Consider the following 19,463-nt stretch of genomic DNA (forward strand, 5'->3'; position numbering starts at 1 on the left):
TGTTATTTACACAAAAATATTGACAAATTTCGTTAGGCAAGGCATATTCCTCGCCTTTATAAAATTAACGTCTTTAGACATTTAGGAGTAGGACCTTGGCTAATATCAAGTCTGCTAAAAAACGCGCAATTCAATCTGAAAAACGCCGCAAGCACAACACTTCACGCCGTTCAATGATGCGTACACTAACTAAAAAAATTATCGTAGCTATCGCTGCTGGTAATAAAGAAGAAGCGACTGCTGCATTTGTTGCTGCACAACCGATTCTAGATCGTATGGCTTGTAAAGGCCTGATCCACGCAAACAAAGCAGCTCGTATTAAGAGCCGTCTTTCTGCAAAGATCAAAGCACTTTAATTATTGCTTAATATGATAATGAAAAAACCAGCTCCGGCTGGTTTTTTTATATCTGCAAAATATGATGTCACTGCAATCGGTGATTATCTAGTGCTATCCTGGCGCTTTCCCTTCAATCTCTATCTTTTTTTCAGTTGTTGTCGCACAAGCAAGTAAGTAATAACCAAATACAGCCGCCAACGTCGACCCCAGTAATATACCCAAACGCGCTAAATCTGCCATGACGGGATCAGTAAATGCCAGCGACGTAATAAACATCGACATCGTAAACCCAATGCCACACAGCACTGACACCGCAAAAACTTGTTTAAAGTTAACCTCTTCCGGTAACGTCGCAATTTTTAACCTCACCGCCAACCAACTAATACTAAAAATACCCAAAGGCTTACCAATAAACAATCCCAACGCCACGCCAATTGGCAATGCTGATGCCATATCACTGAATTGAATATTGGTTAACGATACCCCTGCATTCGCAAAGGCAAACAGCGGTAAAATATAGTACTTAGTCCACGGATGTAACCAATGAGCGAGTGTCTTCGCCGGAGAGTGTGGATTTTCAACATCGTTTTTATTATCTTTACGGTACATAGGAATAGCAAAACCGATCACCACACCAGCTAATGTCGCATGCACCCCCGATTTCAATACGGCCACCCACAATAGCGCCCCAACAATAAGGTAAGGCGTTAAACTCATGACGTTATAACGATGCATCAACCACAATACGCTAATACATGCACACGCTAAACTCAGTGATAACACCGACATATCAACCGTGTAAAACAAGGCAATAATAATGATCACGCCTAAATCATCCATGATAGCCAAGGCTAATAAGAATACTTTCAAATTAACTGGCACCCGCTTCCCCAATAACGATAATACCCCTAGTGCAAACGCAATATCGGTGGCAGCAGGGATCGCCCAACCTTTAATCGCTTCAGGATCTGCGCTATTAAAACTCAAATACACCAGTGCAGGGGCGAACATACCACCAGCTGCAGCAATAATAGGAAACAGGGATTTTTTGCGGCTCGCCAGTGACCCTTCCACCAGTTCTTGTTTTACTTCTAAACCAATCAATAAGAAAAACACCGCCATGAGGCCATCGTTGATCCAATGACTGAATGATTTATTGATATCAATATCTGCCACACGTATTTGCATCTCAGTATGTAAAAAATTCAAATACAGATCAGAAAAGGGGGAATTAGCCACCACCATCGCCAAGACAGCGGCGATAATCAGTAATACACCACCTGATGACTCAGTGCGTAAGAATTGCGTTAACGATTTATACATTTAGCCTCCTTGCTTAATAACGGGTCGTGGTACTAGGTAGCGAGCTTGCTAGAAAGTCAAAATACCAACCACATTGATTCAGTATAGAAAATTCATAAAGGTTTAACCTTTAAATTTATTAAATTCGCTATATTGGTATGCATTAATTGTTTTACTCATTCTATTTAGGTCATTATTAATGCCATTAAAATCGCGACAACAACAAGTATTACCCGAGCTTGTACAGTTAGAAAGGTTAATTAAATTAGGTGGTAAAAACCTTAACAGCGAAGTGTTAGCCCAGGTATTTCACAAAGGAGCTCGCTACCCGCTTTATTCTATTAGTATGGGTTCATCAGCGTCGAACGTGCCTGTTATCGCTTTTATTGGTGGTATACACGGTGTCGAACGTATCGGTACCCAGGTTATCTTAGCCTTATTTGAAAGTCTCATTCATCGATTAACATGGGATCAATCTCTACACCAAGAGCTCAAGCAAGTCAGGTTAGTGTTTCTACCATTAATGAATCCCATTGGCATGCTAAACAATAGTCGCGCCAACGGTAATGGTGTCGACCTAATGCGTAATGCCCCAGTTGATGCCGCTGGCACCGTGCCTTGGTTGGTAGGCGGCCAACGAATTAGCCATTTTTTACCTTGGTATCGTGGTAAAAAAGGTAAACCAATGGAACATGAATCACGGGTCCTCGTTGAACATATGACTCAACAATTACTCAAAGCACCATTTAGCATAGCCCTAGATTGCCACTCCGGTTTTGGCTTTAATAACCAGATTTGGTTTCCTTATGCAAAATCTAAACAACCTATCCCCCACCTTGCCGAGATATTTAAATTACGCAAAATGCTTATCGAAACCTACCCACATCAAGATTATGTCTTTGAGCCACAAGCACGTAACTACATGACGCACGGTGACCTATGGGATTATTTGTACGATCAATCACTGACACTCGATACTACCTTTATCTCTTTGACGCTAGAAATGGGTTCATGGACTTGGATCAAAAAGAACCCACTGCAAGTGTTCAAATCCAGTGGTATCTTCCACCCTATTCAGCCCCATCGCGTTAAACGCGTACTGCGTCAACACCACGTGCTCATGGAGTTTTTGATCAAGGTCACAGGCTCTTATAACCACTGGCTGCCACAACTTAACAAGGAAAGTAATCATGCCGATGCAACCTCGCTCTGGTACACAGAATAACGTGATGCCATCATCAAATGGAAATAACAAACCGACCTGGTTATTAGTCCGTGGCTTATGCCGGCAACAGCAACACTGGGAAAACTTTCCTCAACAACTAGCCGAGCAACTCGACAGTCACGTATTATGCAGTGATATCCCAGGGACTGGTCAGCAATGGCAAGTAGCAACCCCCACCTCTATTACTGCGATCATGCTGCAACTGCGTAATACCTTTAGGCAGCAACATCTCCACGTGAGTTATCCGATCCGACTATTAGGTATTTCAATGGGGGCGATGATCTGCACTGAATGGGCAAAACATTTCCCCAATGAGATCGAGAAAATGGTCTTTATCAATACCAGTTTCAAACAATTCAGTCCTCTTCACCAGCGCCTTAAATTGCATAATGTACCCACGCTACTGAAAATATTAACCAGCCCTGCTCTACAACAAGAACAGCTCATCTTAAGGATGACCAGCCATACTGCTTCCCATAACCAGCACTATCATACTCAAGTTAATAATCATCAAGCATTAGCACAACGCTGGGCAGATTATGCTGTTCAACAACCAGTAAGCCGTCAAAATGCACTGCGACAACTGGTTGCTGCCAGCCGTTTTATTTCGCCAACACAAGCCCCCATTGAACCTATTTTGTTACTCGCAAGTTCTCGCGACCAACTCGTTGATGTTAACTGCAGCACTGTCATTGCCAAACAATGGCAATGTCCAATCTATTATCATCCCACCGCAGGGCATGATCTTCCCCTTGATGACAGTGACTGGGTATGCCAAACAATATCGCGTTGGCTCAAAAATTAACGTACAGCTTGTCATCCAACAGCAATAAAAAATCACTACGAATGTCATCTTCGACTTCTATGATAAAACCATCAATAATCTAAAAGGATGAAGATTATGCTCAACGTAGAAGCCGAAATAAACCAGCGTTATCCTGATTTCTTTCAAAAGAAAACCACCCGCCTTATCGCCAAGCCGATGCTGGCGACACTCAGATTACTGTTCCACGAACGTGAATTACGTCAGTTTGGCGAAACCTATGCCCACCTCACAGGTATCGAATTTATCGAACAAGTATTCGAGCACTTTAGTTTTAGTTATTCCGTCCGCCCCAATGAAATAGAACGCATCCCTGCCACTGGTAAAGCCGTGATCATCGCCAATCACCCGATTGGGACACTCGATGGCATGGCACTCCTTAAAATGGTCAGTAAAGTACGTCCAGACGTGAAAGTCATCGCCAATGATATGCTGATGATCATCAAGCCAGTACACGATTACTTATTACCAGTCGATAACATGAATGGTGGCACTGCAGGCGAGCGTTTACAGGCAATAAAAACACACCTCAAGGATGAAGGTGTGATCATTATATTCCCAGCAGGTGAAGTGTCACGTATTAGTCCACAAGGCGTGAAAGACGGTAAGTGGCGCAATGGTTTCTTACGTATCGCCAGCAGCGTGCAAGCGCCTATCATTCCTATTTATATCAATGCGAAAAACTCACTGTTTTTTTACAGTTTGTCCATGTTATCAAAACCGATTTCAACGCTGTGGCTGATCCGCGAAATGTTTAAACATGCACATAACTCAGTGTCGATTCGCATTGGTGAACAGATTAATTACGATACTTATCAAGCGTTAGATTTACCGATTAATACCAAAACAGCACTATTTCGTAAGCACCTTTATCGCCTAACCAAAGATAAACCGTCTATTTTCAATACCCAATCAGCCATTGCTCACCCTGAAAACAAGGCGCTATTACGCAGTGAAATACGCGCTTGTCAAAAGCTCAGTGAGAGCCGCGATGGTAAGCAAATCTACTGCTATCGCCATCAAGCTAATTCGACCATCATGCGTGAAATAGGCCGTTTGCGAGAAGAATCATTCCGCCTAGTCGGTGAAGGTACTGGCGAACGTCGCGACGTCGATATCTACGATAATTCGTATGTGCATATTCTACTGTGGGATGATAAAGAGCTGGAGTTAATCGGTGCTTACCGCTTGTTAGAAACCAATAAAGTCGATTTAGCCAAGGTACAGCAACAACTCTACAGCGCGACCTTGTTTGACTATCAACCAGCGATGACCCCTTATCTAACCTCAGGCATAGAACTTGGTCGTAGCTTTATTCAACCTAAATACTGGGGTACTCGTTGCCTAGAGTATTTATGGCAAGGCATCATGGAATACATTATTCAGCATAGCGGCAGCCGCTATCTATTTGGCACGGTGAGCATCAGTAACAGCTATTCACAACCCGCTAAAGAACTATTGGTATATTACTACCAGCACTTCTACGGTAATCCAAAAAGTGTCGCCACGGCTAGTATGCCATTTCGTCTGTCAGAGCACGCTAATCGACGTTTAACCAACTTATTCGCAGATTCCGATGCAGAGTCAGGGATGGTCATTTTAAAAGCCCAGCTTAATCATATGGGTTTTAGTGTACCGACCTTGTTTAAGCAATACACTAAATTGTGTAAACCCGGTGGTGTACAGATTTTTGACTTCAATATCGACCCGAGTTTCAACCATTGCATTGATGGATTGATCGTATTAGACCTCACGCAATTTACTGACAAGAATAAAAAGCGATTTAACGCCCAAGCGCTACAACTAGAACACGCTTGATAATCATGACTACACCCTTTAATAGTACAGAGGGTGTGGTCAGCGATCATTTCTTATTTTTGATTAACCGCCCTAATTATGTCAAAATCCGTCGATTTTTAAATTTATCCATCGAAGGGTTAGCACAGTGAAACAGTATCTTGATTTATGTAACAGAATAGTGAACGAAGGTGTTTGGGTCGAGAATGAACGTACCGGAAAGCGCTGTTTAACCGTAATCAATGCTGATCTTACTTATGACGTAGCCAATAATGAATTCCCATTAGTCACTACCCGTAAAAGTTTTTGGAAATCAGCCATTGCCGAAATCATTGGTTACATCCGTGGTTATGACAACGCAGCCGATTTTCGCGCATTAGGCACCAAAACCTGGGATGCTAATGCCAATGACAACGCTGTTTGGTTAGCAAGTCCACACCGGAAAGGTGAAGATGACATGGGTTATGTCTATGGCGCCTGCGCACGTAACTGGGTAAAACCACAAGGCGGCACAGTCGATCTATTACGCCAAATCATTGATGACTTAACGAACGGTATTGATAACCGTGGCGAAATCTTAACTTTCTTCAATCCAGGTGCATTTGAACTGGGTTGTTTACGCCCGTGCATGTACAGCCATCATTTTTCACTGCTTGGTGATACGCTATACCTAAACAGCACACAGCGTTCATGTGACGTGCCATTAGGCTTAAACTTCAATATGGTTCAAGTACACGTATTGTTAGCACTAGTAGCCCAAATCACAGGCCACAAAGCCGGTCAGGCATACCATAAGATTGTCAATGCACATATCTACGAAGATCAGCTAGAATTGATGCGTGACGTGCAATTAAAACGTGCACCATTACCACTGCCAAAACTTCACATTAATCCGAAAATTAAAACATTGGAAGATTTAGAAACGTGGGTAACGATGGCTGATTTTGAAGTGACTGACTATCAACATCATGATCCGATTAAATATCCATTTTCGGTGTAGAAGTCATCGACAATAGTTAAAAATAGTCATATGCCACAAATTGTATATGACTTAATATATCGACAACTAAAAATTAAATTATTTATTGATTAGTTGCTTTGCACTACCGTAGTGAAAAATAATTTTCAACATAATCGATTGGTTTAATATTTTCTACTTTCCGAATCATCATTTATTTTTTTTGTAAATTATTTTACTTTTATCGATATCGTCTCTATTTCTAATAATATTAGGAATAGCTCGACAATAACTTTTCGACAAACCTATATTCAATACTAAATCTGAAACCATGATCTTGCCTTCAATCCCATCAAGGTACCATTTTATTCTGTCTGCTAATAAATAGGGAATACTCTCATGTCTTTCGTCAATAATTTTAATTTCATCACCGCATTCGATAACACCTTCATTAAGACATTGGCCTAAATAACCACGCTTAAAAGTAATTTTTCGAGTGCTAACCAAATGCTTTATTTTAACGCACGGCTCACAATGAAAAGTTAATCTAATTTTAGCTGAACCAGCTTGTATAACACTACCAGAGGGTAAAGCGTGAATATCAAAATCGTCATCAATAAGTATGTTCTCTTTAAGTTGTCCAGGTTCGAGCCCAAACTCCTCCAGGACCGAGCGAGGTAAAATCAATACTTGCCTCCATTTATGGCAATCATTATGACCATGGATCCCTTTTGAAGAAATTATTAGTTTCTCTTTCACCGTCATGCTAGTTTCTTGACTGCTTGATTTGATAAACAGTTTTTCTATCATATACCATCCTTTTATTCCGGCTATTAATGTAATTAAAGACAAGATCTTGAGTAGTAAATTATTCTTCTCAGAAGATGATATTACATGAACTACTCTATTTAGATTGCATCAGGCTGTTTGATGTTATCAAGCATATTGTCGACCTCTTTAACCAAAATACTGGCTATATCTTCCAGTATTTTTTCATTCATAGTGTAGTTTGGCAATTTATAAGCAAAGTGATACTCCTCTTCGACCCAAGTCTCAATTCCTGCTTCGTTGTGTTGTGCTTGAGCTTCAATCTTATCTAACGCATGTGCGATTTTAGATTCATAAGTAGAATTAGATTCGTACTCCCACCATAAATTATAAATATCGTCACCAACAAATGCAGGAAGGTTAACTCTTATTTTTTCTATCGCCTTCTTTTCACTTGCTTCTTTTATTTTTTTAGATTTCGCATTAGTTGAGGATTCTGTAATTGGCATATCACCAGCATAAATTTCAACTAAATCATGCACTATTATTATTTTCAAAAATCTTAAAACATCTAGTTTCTGGCTAATATAAGGGACGATCATAATCCCTAACAACGACATACGCCAAACATGATCTGCAACACTCTCCATCCTTCCATCAGACAAAGAACTATGACGTAATTCTTTTTTCAACATCTCCGCATCAGCCATGAATCGTCTAAGCATCATTGCAGTATCAATTGAGGTCATAACTCCCCTTACAATAGATTTTTCCATTTTGTCTTTACGTTGTTCCATTCATATTTTTATACATATTTATATATTTGTATGTATTTACTTTTTTGTATTTAAAGTAATTACAACGTGAGAACCCAAATTAATAGCTATATAACTAACTGCCACATTTTTCCCAATGGGGTATTATTTGCACAACAAAACAAGTGTTATTTGGTCACACATGCATACATTTACTTTCTTTAAAGGATTTTTTAACGGTTGGATTGATATTTAAGTGGTCTTGAGATGAGATAGGTGGTTTAAAGCTATGATTAAACATAGCTAATACGCTACTAATTCAGAATAACAAATCGTGAACTTCCAGCCATTATTTAAATTTAACCTACTTACTTATCCATATAAAAATAGAGCGTTTACATTTTAAATTAACTTAACACTAAGAACATAAATCAGGGAGTCACAAAATAGTTAGAGCTAAAAATTTAACTATTACGGAGCTATCTTAGTAAGAAACGCCTAAAATTAACTATTAACAGACAAATTTTTACAGCAACGCATGATTATTTGACGTAACCAATTGTGACCTAGATCCTTATCTTTATTTTGATGCCAATAGAGGGTATAAATCATAGGTGGGAGTATCGTGGGTAGCGGTAAAATAGCCAGATCTAACTGCTTAGCAATATCACGAGCAAAGTGACTTGGTGCCGTCAGTACAAAATCTGTATGAGTACATAAATTTGCCGCGTTATTAAAATCTGGAACATAAATAGCAATATCTCTCACTAATTTTTTTTCAGCTAACTTATAATCTAGCAACCATAGATCGTTCTTCAAACTGCGTACTTGTATATGCCGTTGGCGTAGATAGTTATTCTGATCCCAAGTTTGCTTCAATAACGGATGGCTCTTACGGACTAAGCAACTTTGAGTATCTTGACATAACTCATAGCTGTGAACGCCTTCTGGGGGGAGTAAGCTAGTTATCGAATCTTGTGGATTAAAATCTTTACCTATAATGCCAAAATCAAGTTCACCTTTACGTAATCGTTCAAACGTCTCACTATCCCAATTCTGATTATCAATGACAATATTAGGTGCCTCTGAAAAGATATTCCTCATAAAATTAGGTAAGAAAAGTGGATATGCATTTTCTACTACAGCCATTTTAAAATTCTGCCTACTCGTTGCAGGAACAAATGTCTTCGGAGCAGTAAGTTGTTCAATGTTAAATAATAGCGCCTCAAGTTGTGGTGCTAAATCAAGGGCATATTGAGTCGGTTTAATACCATATGCCGTTCGAGTAAAAAGCGGATCATCAAACTGTTCTCGTAATCGATAGAGGCTTTTACTAATGGTAGATTGGCTTAGATTCAAACGGTCGGCAGCATTAGTTACACTGCATTCATCTAGCAAAATATATAAACACACTAACAAATTAAGATCGAGCCGAGCTAACTTATCAAAAGACATAAAACCTCATAACACCTTATAAAATAGAGATATTCCATAACGAAATAACTATGCTGAATATAAACCATTTCTATTCATATCTTCAAGGGCTTAAATTAGTAACATTATAATTTTTAGGAAAATAACGTGCTACTTTCAATATCGAATCACACTCGACTTGTTACCCTCGTCGTGACTCTAGTTCTGTTTAACCCTTTAGCAATCGACATCTATCTACCAGCACTTCCTTTGATGGCTAAAGAGTTTTCTGTCGATGTAACCCGCCTCCAAGATACCGTGACCTGGTTCATGTTTAGCTTAGGCATTGGGCAGTTATTGGCAGGTCCGCTGGCCGACAGGTTCGGACGCCGTCCTATCGCATTAAGCGGCATACTGATCTACGCCTTAAGTTCCGCTTTAGCATATTTTGCTGACACTCTTGATTTACTTTTAGTTGCTCGCTTATTACAAGGATTAGGCGCTTGTGCAACATCGGTAGCTGCATTTGCAGCAGTGCGTGACAGTTTTGGCCCAGAAAAAAGTGGACGTATGATTAGTTACCTGAATGGCGCTATTTGTTGTGTTCCTGTTTTAGCGCCACTCTTGGGAGCTTGGCTGACACATCACTTTGGCTGGCGCTCTAATTTCAGCTTTATGTTAGGGTTTTCTGTCATTGCTGGTATTTTCGTCTTATTACACTTTAAAGAAACTCGGCCAAGTAATATCGATATAGAAAAGACACTATTCAGTTTTTCACGTTACTTTTCAATACTTAGAGAGCCTACATTTCTATTTCACGCAACGTTATGTATGCTCGCGATGGCTGTGATTTTGGCTTATGTAACTTCAGCACCAGTGTGGTTAATGATGAAGTTAGGACTCAATATGAATCAATTTATAGCCTGGTTTGGTATTAATGCGATACTTAATATCTTGTCATGCTTAATAGCCCCTAAATTAATGGATAGATTAGGGACTCGTCGTATTCTATATGCGGGATTCATTATTTTGGTTATTTCCGGTGCTACAATGTTTAGTCTAAGCGGTATCCAACAAGCATGGGCTTTCATGATTCCGACATTTATGACATCGTTAGGTTTTGCGTTTATTTTTGGCACTGCAGCAGGTAATGCTCTAGCCCCGTTTGGGGATCGCGCAGGAACAGCAGCCGCATTACTTGGTTTATTTCAGATGAGTGGCGCAGGTGCAATGGTTAGTTTAACGCAACGTCTAGACCTCGAAACACCTTTATTATTAACATTACACATGTTGTTATTTATACCGGGGTTAATTATTTTCTTATCGCAATTTGGTAAAAAATTACATATAGCACACGAACATTAAGTGAAAATGACCAATGTAACGATGTGATTAAGATCGCCAACCATAAAGACAAAAAGGGCGTTAACTTTATCAGTTAACGCCCTCTTCTATTTCTATTTCTCATTTTAACGCCAATTATAAATTAATGAGCATCCCTGTAATTCACTTTCCAACCTTGTTGCTCACAATACGGGAATACAGCAGCTAACGGTAACGGTTTACAGTAATAATAGCCTTGTAAATAGTCACACTGCAATTGGATCAGTTCCTCAGCGATAGCTTGCGTTTCTACGCCCTCAGCAACCACGCTGCAACCCAAATTTTGAGCTAAGAATATAATTGAACGAACAATCGCATTATTGGTATTACCGTTGTGCATGGCCATCACAAACGAACGGTCAATCTTAATTTGATTAATCGGTAACTCTCGCAAAATAGACAGTGATGAAAATCCGGTACCAAAGTCATCAAGACTAATACTAAAACCCATGCCTGATAACTTAGACAGAATATCGCGAGTTTTTGTAACATCAGCCATGATAGCCGTTTCAGTTACCTCCAATACGAGCTGCGTTGGAGATAGTTTCCCATCACGAACCAAGGCTGCAAGTTGCGCTGAAAAACGCTCGTCCTGCAAATCGAGCACTGACAAGTTGATATGAATACACACATCAATATCTTGCTTGGCGAAGTCAGCTAAATGTTGAACAATATTATCCAATACCCACAGCGTCACCTGACGAATAGAGCCATTTTGCTCGGCTAAAGGAATAAACTGATCTGGTGGTATAAAAGAACCATCAGCTTGTGGCCAGCGTAATAAGGCTTCAAAGTGATGAGTTTTAGTCACTTTCGATTTAACCAAAGGCTGATAATAGAGTTCAAACTGATTTTCTGCTAACGCAAGGTGGAGTTTACTCGATAGCGCCAAACGGGTTTTCGCATCGTTATCCAATGCATCACAGTATAATCGATAAGGTATACGCTGCTTTTTTGCCTCATACATAGCGGTATCGGCTTTTTGTAATAACGGTGCAATTGCATTGCTATGCTCTGGGAACAAGCTCACCCCCGTGCTAATACGTACGTCAAAATTATAGCTATTTATGTCAAATGAAATCAATAACGCTTTATCTATCATCGCCATGAGTTTAGCAATGTCCTCATCTGCGACTGAGTCAAATAACAAAATAAACTCATCACCACCAACACGAGAAAAAAAACAATCATCAGGTAATACCGCTGACAGCCGTTGTGCTAATTTAATCAGCAGTTGGTCACCATAATAATGTCCGACCACATCATTGATTTGTTTAAAATCATTTAGGTCTAACACAAAGAGAGAAAAAGGCGCCGCAGCGGTCGCTTTAGCTGACACCGCCTCCATAAAATGCAGACGATTAGGTAGCCCTGTTAAGGAGTCATGTAGGGCATTATGACGTTCGTTATTCGCGATAACTTGAAGAGCCTCCAGGCTACGTAAGCTAAATTTAATCACCATCAATACAAAAATACTACCGCCAAACAAAATCGTAGCTAAACAGGTTTCGACAATAGAGACAGCCGAAATACCGGTTAGATAGTATAAAAAAGTAAAATAACCAAACTGAAAAAATAAGATTAATAGCAGCAGTAATTTCCAACCGATACTCTGGTCTTGTCTACAAATTTTAATTGCTGGTTTTAAGCTCATGGATAAAAAAATCAATCCAAATGCCACTAACAAAATCGGGATCATATTCATACAGCAGTATTACTCATCACTAGGATTGCAACATGATCTACAATCAAGTTACTGGTTATTAATGACGCATAATTAGATAGACAGGTCACACTGTCAACATAAAACTATCGACTATAAACAACCCGGAAAAAACCCGTTTATTTGATAAAATAATTAATGGTAACAAGGAAAAACATAAAGATGGGAAATGCTAAACCTCCAGTAACCCTACCAACTAAATATAGTCTATAGGGCTACTGTAGAGAGGCAGAGTTACTTACTATTTTTGGCTCGCTTTACCAGTAAATAAAGTCGGTTTTTTATAAGCAATAAACATAATCAACGCACCAAGGAAGATCATTGGTGTTGATAAGATTTGTCCCATACTGATCAGATCAAAATACAGACCAAGCTGTGAATCTGGTTGGCGGAAGTATTCAGCTATAAAGCGGAAAATACCATAACCGAATAAGAACAGACCCGAGATCGCACCGACAGGACGTGGTTTACGCGCAAATACTTGCAAGATGATAAGCAGTAGCACACCTTCCATTGCAAACTGATATAACTGACTTGGGTGTCTTGGTAAGTCTCCACCCGTTGGGAAAATCATCGCCCAAGGCACATCTGTTACACGTCCCCACAGCTCGCCATTAATAAAGTTACCAATACGACCAGCGGCTAAGCCAAACGGCACCATAGGCGCAATAAAGTCAGCAATAACAAAGAATGAACGCTGGGTTTTACGACCAAAATACACAAATGCCAGCAATACACCAATTAAACCACCGTGAAATGACATGCCGCCGTCGGTGATGCGGAATAGATACATTGGATCATCAAGGAATAAGCCAAAGTTATAAAACAGCACATAACCAATTCGACCACCCAGGATCACACCAAGAAAGCCATAGAACAATAGGTCCCCGACTTCATCTTTATGCCAGTTACTACCCGGTTTCGCTGCTTGACGATTACCCATCCAGTTAGCAAATAAAAAACCAAGTAAGTACATCAATCCATACCAATATACATTGATAGGACCAAGACTGATCGCAATAGGATCAATTTCTGGATATTGTAGATATGTCTGCGACATTATTGAGTTCCTGAATAAGAGAAAATGCTTACCGATACGAAGGTAATAGATTACGTTATAGAAAGACACTTTACACCAAATACTAGCCACAACAAAGAAACAGCCGCGACAGAATCAGTAAATCAAGGTAAATAAAACAAAAGTATTAGAGAGTTATAGCTAAAATAAGCGCATTTATAAAGTTGCAAGTAGAAGGTTGAATTGAAGAAAGTAGAAAAGTAATGCCTTGCCTTGAAAGCCAGTGTGACAATTCAAGACATAGGCACTATTTATTATTAACGTCGTTTACGTTTAATCTCTTTGCGTACAAAAGGTAATGCTACAGGAGCAAACTCTTTCATGACACGACGATAAACGTCTTTTTTAAACGATACGACCTGACGTACTGGATACCAATAACTGACCCAACGCCAATCATCAAATTCAGGATGCCCTGTGCGTTTAAAGTCGATCTTACTGTCATCCGCTTCCAGACACAGTAAAAACCATTTTTGCTTTTGCCCTATGCAGACTGGTTTACTATCCCATCTGACTAATCGCTTTGGTAATTTATACTTCAACCATGTTTTTGAAGTTGCCAAAATCGAAACATGTTTCGCTTTTAGCCCTACTTCTTCATATAGTTCTCGATACATTGCTTGCTCTGCAGACTCTCCATTATCTACACCACCTTGCGGAAATTGCCAAGAATGTTGCCCACAACGTTTAGCCCATAAAACTTGACCTTCACGATTACAAATTAGGATGCCTACATTAAGACGATAGCCATCGCTATCAATCACATTAGCACCTTAAGGGTAGAATTTTAGTTAACTTGATTGTTTCATATAAATCAATGGGCAGCAAATTTACACTCGTAGTTTTGCGAAAGATCCATTTACAAAAGTAAAATACCCACCATTTACAGTCAACTAATCACTTAATACCGCTAAAACACCGTTATTTATCAAAAATTGAATCATGCTAAAAAATAACCAAGGTTATAAACTATCATTCAATAACATATTGCTTACAACAAATATAATCCAATCTAGTGTTGCTAACGGGGTATTTAAAGATATTTTATTGCCATGAAAGGTTAATCCGTTTATAAAGCTCTGGAAATCGTCTAATTCGACTTTTCAGAGTGCTTTCCGTTCTATTCATATAAAATTGAGATTTAAACATGTTTGCTAGTAACAATATTTTAAATAAAACATTGCTTGCCGCTTCAATCATTTTCGCTACATCTTTGCACGCAGCAGAGCAAGTTGACTTAATGATCACCGACGCAACGGTATTAACAATGAACAGTGAGAAAGCCATTCATGAAAATGGTACTGTGGTTATTAAAGGCAATAAAATTATTGCTGTTGGTGATGCCAAACTTGCACAGCAATACCAAGCAAATATCGTAATGGATGTTGATGGCGACATCGTTATGCCAGGTTTAATTAATACCCATACTCACGCATCAATGACCGTATTTCGCTCATTAGCAGATGATGTTCCAGGACGTTTACACCGCTATATCTTCCCACTAGAAAAAAAACTAGTCAGCCGCGATATGGTACGTATTGGCGCAAACCTAGGTAACCTAGAAATGGTTAAAGGTGGCGTAACAACTTACAGCGATATGTATTACTTTGAAGACGAAGTAGCCAAAACCGTTGATAAAATCGGTATGCGTGCCATTTTAGGTGAAACAGTAATTAAATTCCCTGTTGCTGATGCACAAAACGCACAAGAAGGTATTCAATACGCACTAAAATTTATCGAAGAATATAAAGATCACCCACGTATTACCCCAGCATTTGCTCCACATGCACCCTATACCAATACCACTGAAGTGCTGCAGCAAATCACCAAGTTAGCAAAAGAGCATAACGTACCCGTACTAATTCATTTAGCTGAATCAGATCGCGAAAATGAAAAAATCGCAGCTCGTGCAGACGGTAAATCACCTGTTGAATACATGGATAGCATCGGTTCACTGGACGAGCGTTTAGTTGCTGCGCACATGATCAATGTGAGCGAATCAGATATCGAATTAGTGAAAAAAGCCGGTACCGGTGTTGCACACAATATGAGTGCAAACATCAAATCAGCAAAAGGGGTATCACCAGCGCTAAAAATGTATGACGAAGACATCCGTATTGGTTTAGGTACAGATGGTCCAATGTCGGGTAATACACTCAGTACAATCGATGAGTTTAACCAAGTGGCTAAAGTGCACAAACTTGTAAATCAAGATCGTGGCGCAATGCCACCAGTGAAAGTAATCGACATGGCAACCATGGGCGCAGCAAGGGCATTGCACATGGAAGACAAAATTGGTTCTTTAGAAGTAGGTAAATTGGCTGATGTTATCGTTATCGATACTAAAGCACCCAACATGGTACCTATGTACAATCCATATTCAGTACTCGTGTATTCAGCTAATTCAGGCAATGTTCGCCACTCTATCGTTGCAGGTAAAGTGATCATGCAAGATCGTAATATGCTAACGGTGAACGAAAAAAACATCATTGAGGAAGCAATCGAGTTTACTAAAAAAGTACGTCAAACAGTAATCGAAAATGGTGAAAAAGTTATCTAAATAAGTCATTTTTTAAAAACCTAAATAATAAGATATTAAGTAATTATACGCGGTATCTTATTATTTATATGCCCACTCATAACCGAACTTACCCTGTGAGTAAGTGTACAATAAACCACCAATATACTGGCAATGACAGTACCCATCCACAATAAACGTAGTTATACACATAACCTATGTGGAAAAGTAATGGAAACTGAACTAAATAGTGCTAACAACCGCTATAATCGATATTTATTAACAAGTGACAGGTTTTAAACAGGAAGTTATCCACCATTTCTGTGGATAACCTTGTGAAGAGTTTACATTATTGCCATTTAACATAATAAAATACGCATCAAATTATCCACAACGTCATAATAAATATAATAAGTTATTTTAAAACAACAACTTAAAGTTAAACTTGCGAATGAAACATCTAAGTAACACAAAAACGAGAGCAAAGTCACATTTAGTATGAAAAACGACCGTTAACAGCTAGATTTAAAAGTGTTATTCTGCTAAACAACACCTTGAGGTATAAGAATTATTTGTCATGCAATCAATCATAAATCCCCCCAAAGATATTAACGAACTCATGAGCCGTGCCCAGAACATTGCCGGATTTAATCTGCAGCAGATAGCCGCATTGCATCACCTCAGCGTGCCAAATGATCTGCGTAAGCAAAAAGGCTGGATTGGCCAACTGTTAGAATTACACCTTGGTGCAACAGCAGGCAGTAAACCCATTCAGGATTTTCCAGAACTCGGGGTCGAATTAAAAACCATCCCTATTAACGCGCAGGGTAAACCACTAGAAACCACGTTTGTGTGTGTCGCGCCATTAACTGGTAATCATGGTATTACTTGGCAGACTTGTAGCGTAGCCAATAAATTAAAACAAGTATTATGGATCCCCGTGCTCGGCGAGCGTGATATTCCAATAGCAGAACGGATAGTTGGTTCACCACTACTTTGGCAACCCGATACGCTTGAAAGTGCGCAGTTACAAGAAGACTGGGAAGAGTTAATGGATATGATCGCACTTGGGCAGGTAGAACAGATCACAGCGCGTCATGGTAAGTACTTACAGCTTCGCCCTAAGGCCGCTAACAATAAAGTGCGTACCAAAGCGTATGGCAGCGAGGGGGAGATTATTCAGGTACGACCACGGGGCTTTTATCTAAAAAAAGCATTCACCCATCAGTTACTGAGAAAACACTTCAATATCTGAGAAACTGAGCCCTAGACAATACTAAATCGCAGGCAAAAAAAAGGCCCGTCAGAAGACGGACCTTAAACTGCATGAAAAAAGGACTATTTGCTTTTACGCTTGCCCAATTTTTCTTTAATACGTGCAGCTTTACCAGTAAGACCACGTAGGTAGTATAGCTTAGCTTGACGAACATCGCCGTGACGCTTAACAGTGATGCTTGCTACCACTGGAGAATGTGTTTGGAATACACGTTCCACACCTTCACCGTTTGAAGTGATTTTACGAACTGTGAATGCAGAGTGCAGACCACGGTTACGTTTAGCGATAACTACGCCTTCAAAAGCCTGTAGACGTGACTTATCACCTTCAACAACTTTAACTTGAACTACAACAGTAGCACCAGGTGCGAAAGTTGGTAAATCTGTTTTCATTTGCTCTTGTTCGAGCTGTGCAATAATGTTGCTCATTTTCTTACCCTAGAATAAACTGAAAAACTCTACTTTAACTCGCGACTTTCGCGAACGATCTCAACAAGAAGTTTTTCTTGCAGATCAGTCAGAGCTAGGTTACTTAATAAATCAGGTCGTCGTTCTAACGTTCGAGCTAAAGACTGTTTCTGTCTATATTGGCTAATTTTACTATGATTGCCACTAAGGAGAACCTTAGGAACAGCCATACCATCTAACACTTCCGGACGCGTATAATGCGGACAATCTAGAAGACCATCAGCAAACGAATCTTGCTCTGCGGATGCCTGAGTGCCTAAAACACCAGGAATCATGCGTGAGACAGCATCAATCATCGTCATTGCGGCAAGTTCACCACCGGTTAACACGAAGTCACCGATAGACCACTCTTCATCAACTTCCGATTGGATGATACGCTCATCAATACCTTCATAACGACCACAAATAAAAATCATCTTTTCATTTGTTGCCAAGTCCAGTACGCCAGCTTGATCCAATTTACGTCCTTGCGGTGAAAGATAAATAACTTTCGCCTCACCACCTGCTGCCTGTTTTGCTGCATGGATAGCATCTCGTAATGGTTGAACCATCATCAACATGCCAGGGCCACCACCATAAGGGCGATCATCGACCGTCTTATGTTTATCGTGGGCAAAATCCCTAGGGTTCCAAGTCTGGAACTTAAGCAGATCGCGTTTTATTGCTCGACCGATGACTCCTTGCTCAGTGATGGCATCAAACATCTCTGGAAAAAGGCTTATAACCCCTAACCACATACTAGCCTCCGCTGATCATGAGTCTTAAAAACTCGGATCCCAATTAACAATAATTTTTTGAGCTGTAATATCAACACTGATAATTACTTGCCCATCAAGATACGGGATTAACCGTTCTTTTTTTCCGAAGGCATCTGTTGCATTCGCTTTAATTACTAATACATCGTTAGAACCAGTTTCCATCATATCAGTGACTTTACCTAACGTGTAACCTTTGTCTGTCTCAACAGAGCAGCCAATGATATCGCGCCAGTAATACTCATCTTCTAATTCTGGAAGTTGATCTGCGTTAATAGCAATCTCAGCACCCGTAAGGGCCTGCGCTTCTTCACGTACATCAATACCAACTAACTTAGCAACTAAACCTTTGCCATGGCGTTTGCAATCTTCAATCGCCACTTCAACCCATTCGCCTTTTTGCTCAATGAGCCAAGGTGAATAGTCAAAGATTCCTTCAGGAATATCGGTAAAGGAGTTGATTTTTATCCAGCCCTTAATGCCGTAAACAGCACCAAGACGGCCAACTACCATCGGTTTGTCAGTTGAACTCACAAGATCTCCTTACCTTAAGATAATTAAGCAGCTTTAGCAGCGTCTTTGATTAACTTAGCAACTGTGTTTGAAACTGTAGCGCCTTTAGCAACCCAAGCTTCAATTTTCACGTTATCAAGACGAACACGTTCTTCTTGACCAGCAGCCATTGGGTTAAAGAAACCTAGCTTCTCGATGAATTTACCATCACGAGCGTTACGGCTGTCTGTAACAACAACTGTATAGAAAGGTGATTTCTTAGAACCACCACGAGATAAACGAATAGTTACCATATCGTCCTCTTTATAAATTAAGTGTGTATTCCGACCTTGCACTGACAAGGTCCCAGTTAGTTCGAATAGTACTCAAGA

Annotated in this window: 19 protein-coding genes; 8 read left to right on the top strand and 11 right to left on the bottom strand. The window is 39.8% G+C overall.

The genetic code is table 11. The features are described 5' to 3' along the window. Positions 1–95 precede the first annotated feature (95 nt). Positions 96–356 carry a 30S ribosomal protein S20 gene (gene rpsT / locus FR932_RS15320; RefSeq protein ID WP_019442312.1) on the top strand — a complete coding sequence of 87 codons (261 nt, stop codon included), beginning with the start codon at positions 96–98 and terminating at the stop codon, positions 354–356. Between the two features lie 93 nt (positions 357–449). On the opposite strand, the gene nhaA is transcribed toward rpsT, so the two are convergent. After that, complete coding sequence (gene nhaA / locus FR932_RS15325) at positions 450–1,661, bottom strand: Na+/H+ antiporter NhaA (protein ID WP_019442313.1); 1,212 nt, start codon at positions 1,659–1,661, stop codon at positions 450–452. 178 nt (positions 1,662–1,839) lie between these two features. Here nhaA and FR932_RS15330 point away from each other — a divergent pair, with 178 nt between their 5' ends. The 4 genes from FR932_RS15330 to FR932_RS15345 all read left to right on the top strand — a co-directional run bounded on the left by FR932_RS15330 (position 1,840) and on the right by FR932_RS15345 (position 6,485). Continuing rightward, positions 1,840–2,865, top strand: coding sequence for a M14 family zinc carboxypeptidase (locus FR932_RS15330; RefSeq protein WP_019442314.1), 1,026 nt, complete (start codon positions 1,840–1,842; stop codon positions 2,863–2,865). Continuing rightward, on the top strand, positions 2,831–3,670 hold the full coding sequence (locus FR932_RS15335; protein ID WP_019442315.1) for an alpha/beta fold hydrolase: 840 nt from the start codon (positions 2,831–2,833) through the stop codon (positions 3,668–3,670). The genes FR932_RS15330 and FR932_RS15335 overlap by 35 nt, the downstream gene beginning before the upstream one ends. Positions 3,671–3,766: 96 nt before the next feature. After that, entirely contained in the window at positions 3,767–5,506 is a 1,740-nt protein-coding gene (gene olsF / locus FR932_RS15340; protein WP_019442316.1) for a bifunctional ornithine lipid synthase OlsF, read from the top strand. Between the two features lie 127 nt (positions 5,507–5,633). Beyond that, a complete protein-coding gene (locus tag FR932_RS15345) occupies positions 5,634–6,485 on the top strand; it encodes a thymidylate synthase (RefSeq protein WP_019442317.1) in 852 nt (283 codons plus the stop codon). 168 nt (positions 6,486–6,653) lie between these two features. Here FR932_RS15345 and FR932_RS15350 read toward each other — a convergent pair whose 3' ends face one another. The 3 genes from FR932_RS15350 to FR932_RS15360 form a co-directional block, all read right to left on the bottom strand. Continuing rightward, a complete protein-coding gene (locus FR932_RS15350) occupies positions 6,654–7,253 on the bottom strand; it encodes an MOSC domain-containing protein (protein ID WP_019442318.1) in 600 nt (199 codons plus the stop codon). Between the two features lie 98 nt (positions 7,254–7,351). After that, the gene (locus tag FR932_RS15355) at positions 7,352–8,008 is read right to left on the bottom strand and encodes an HD domain-containing protein (protein ID WP_019628941.1); all 657 of its coding nucleotides are present in this window, start codon (positions 8,006–8,008) and stop codon (positions 7,352–7,354) included. A 462-nt stretch (positions 8,009–8,470) separates the two neighbouring features. After that, the gene (locus FR932_RS15360) at positions 8,471–9,421 is read right to left on the bottom strand and encodes a LysR family transcriptional regulator (protein ID WP_019442320.1); all 951 of its coding nucleotides are present in this window, start codon (positions 9,419–9,421) and stop codon (positions 8,471–8,473) included. A gap of 126 nt (positions 9,422–9,547) precedes the next feature. Between FR932_RS15360 and FR932_RS15365 the strand changes: the two genes are divergently transcribed. Continuing rightward, the gene (locus FR932_RS15365) at positions 9,548–10,744 is read left to right on the top strand and encodes a multidrug effflux MFS transporter (protein ID WP_019628942.1); all 1,197 of its coding nucleotides are present in this window, start codon (positions 9,548–9,550) and stop codon (positions 10,742–10,744) included. Between the two features lie 121 nt (positions 10,745–10,865). Here FR932_RS15365 and FR932_RS15370 read toward each other — a convergent pair whose 3' ends face one another. The 3 genes from FR932_RS15370 to rppH form a co-directional block, all read right to left on the bottom strand. Next, the gene (locus tag FR932_RS15370) at positions 10,866–12,467 is read right to left on the bottom strand and encodes a putative bifunctional diguanylate cyclase/phosphodiesterase (RefSeq protein ID WP_019442322.1); all 1,602 of its coding nucleotides are present in this window, start codon (positions 12,465–12,467) and stop codon (positions 10,866–10,868) included. Positions 12,468–12,726: 259 nt separating this feature from the next. Beyond that, a complete protein-coding gene (lgt, locus tag FR932_RS15375) occupies positions 12,727–13,545 on the bottom strand; it encodes a prolipoprotein diacylglyceryl transferase (protein WP_019442323.1) in 819 nt (272 codons plus the stop codon). 275 nt (positions 13,546–13,820) lie between these two features. Continuing rightward, a complete protein-coding gene (rppH, locus tag FR932_RS15380; protein ID WP_019442324.1) occupies positions 13,821–14,327 on the bottom strand; it encodes an RNA pyrophosphohydrolase in 507 nt (168 codons plus the stop codon). Positions 14,328–14,710: 383 nt separating this feature from the next. Between rppH and FR932_RS15385 the strand changes: the two genes are divergently transcribed. Continuing rightward, positions 14,711–16,123 carry an amidohydrolase gene (locus FR932_RS15385; protein ID WP_019442325.1) on the top strand — a complete coding sequence of 471 codons (1,413 nt, stop codon included), beginning with the start codon at positions 14,711–14,713 and terminating at the stop codon, positions 16,121–16,123. A gap of 535 nt (positions 16,124–16,658) precedes the next feature. Then, positions 16,659–17,336, top strand: coding sequence for a DNA mismatch repair endonuclease MutH (gene mutH / locus FR932_RS15390; protein ID WP_019442326.1), 678 nt, complete (start codon positions 16,659–16,661; stop codon positions 17,334–17,336). 83 nt (positions 17,337–17,419) lie between these two features. Here mutH and rplS read toward each other — a convergent pair whose 3' ends face one another. From rplS to rpsP, 4 genes are read right to left on the bottom strand one after another with little or no spacing between them, the layout of a single operon-like run. After that, entirely contained in the window at positions 17,420–17,785 is a 366-nt protein-coding gene (rplS, locus tag FR932_RS15395; RefSeq protein ID WP_019442327.1) for a 50S ribosomal protein L19, read from the bottom strand. A gap of 29 nt (positions 17,786–17,814) precedes the next feature. Beyond that, positions 17,815–18,561, bottom strand: a complete 747-nt coding sequence (trmD, locus tag FR932_RS15400; RefSeq protein WP_019628943.1) for a tRNA (guanosine(37)-N1)-methyltransferase TrmD — start codon at positions 18,559–18,561, stop codon at positions 17,815–17,817. 24 nt (positions 18,562–18,585) lie between these two features. Further along, entirely contained in the window at positions 18,586–19,113 is a 528-nt protein-coding gene (gene rimM / locus FR932_RS15405) for a ribosome maturation factor RimM (protein WP_019442329.1), read from the bottom strand. A gap of 23 nt (positions 19,114–19,136) precedes the next feature. Continuing rightward, entirely contained in the window at positions 19,137–19,385 is a 249-nt protein-coding gene (gene rpsP, locus FR932_RS15410; RefSeq protein WP_006033748.1) for a 30S ribosomal protein S16, read from the bottom strand. Positions 19,386–19,463 lie beyond the last annotated feature (78 nt).

Origin of the sequence: Moritella marina ATCC 15381 (assembly GCF_008931805.1) — a bacterium.
GTDB classification, from domain to species: domain Bacteria; phylum Pseudomonadota; class Gammaproteobacteria; order Enterobacterales; family Moritellaceae; genus Moritella; species Moritella marina.

Excerpts from the sequence above, each read along its gene's own strand:
- nhaA (WP_019442313.1), bottom strand. The coding sequence starts at position 1,661 with ATGTATAAATCGTTAACGCAATTCTTACGCACTGAGTCATCAGGTGGT.
- FR932_RS15330 (WP_019442314.1), top strand. The coding sequence starts at position 1,840 with ATGCCATTAAAATCGCGACAACAACAAGTATTACCCGAGCTTGTACAG.
- FR932_RS15335 (WP_019442315.1), top strand. The coding sequence starts at position 2,831 with ATGCCGATGCAACCTCGCTCTGGTACACAGAATAACGTGATGCCATCA.
- olsF (WP_019442316.1), top strand. The coding sequence starts at position 3,767 with ATGCTCAACGTAGAAGCCGAAATAAACCAGCGTTATCCTGATTTCTTT.
- FR932_RS15350 (WP_019442318.1), bottom strand. The coding sequence starts at position 7,253 with ATGATAGAAAAACTGTTTATCAAATCAAGCAGTCAAGAAACTAGCATG.
- FR932_RS15355 (WP_019628941.1), bottom strand. The coding sequence starts at position 8,008 with ATGGAACAACGTAAAGACAAAATGGAAAAATCTATTGTAAGGGGAGTT.
- FR932_RS15360 (WP_019442320.1), bottom strand. The coding sequence starts at position 9,421 with ATGTCTTTTGATAAGTTAGCTCGGCTCGATCTTAATTTGTTAGTGTGT.
- FR932_RS15370 (WP_019442322.1), bottom strand. The coding sequence starts at position 12,467 with ATGAATATGATCCCGATTTTGTTAGTGGCATTTGGATTGATTTTTTTA.
- lgt (WP_019442323.1), bottom strand. The coding sequence starts at position 13,545 with ATGTCGCAGACATATCTACAATATCCAGAAATTGATCCTATTGCGATC.
- FR932_RS15385 (WP_019442325.1), top strand. The coding sequence starts at position 14,711 with ATGTTTGCTAGTAACAATATTTTAAATAAAACATTGCTTGCCGCTTCA.
- mutH (WP_019442326.1), top strand. The coding sequence starts at position 16,659 with ATGCAATCAATCATAAATCCCCCCAAAGATATTAACGAACTCATGAGC.
- rplS (WP_019442327.1), bottom strand. The coding sequence starts at position 17,785 with ATGAGCAACATTATTGCACAGCTCGAACAAGAGCAAATGAAAACAGAT.
- trmD (WP_019628943.1), bottom strand. The coding sequence starts at position 18,561 with ATGTGGTTAGGGGTTATAAGCCTTTTTCCAGAGATGTTTGATGCCATC.
- rpsP (WP_006033748.1), bottom strand. The coding sequence starts at position 19,385 with ATGGTAACTATTCGTTTATCTCGTGGTGGTTCTAAGAAATCACCTTTC.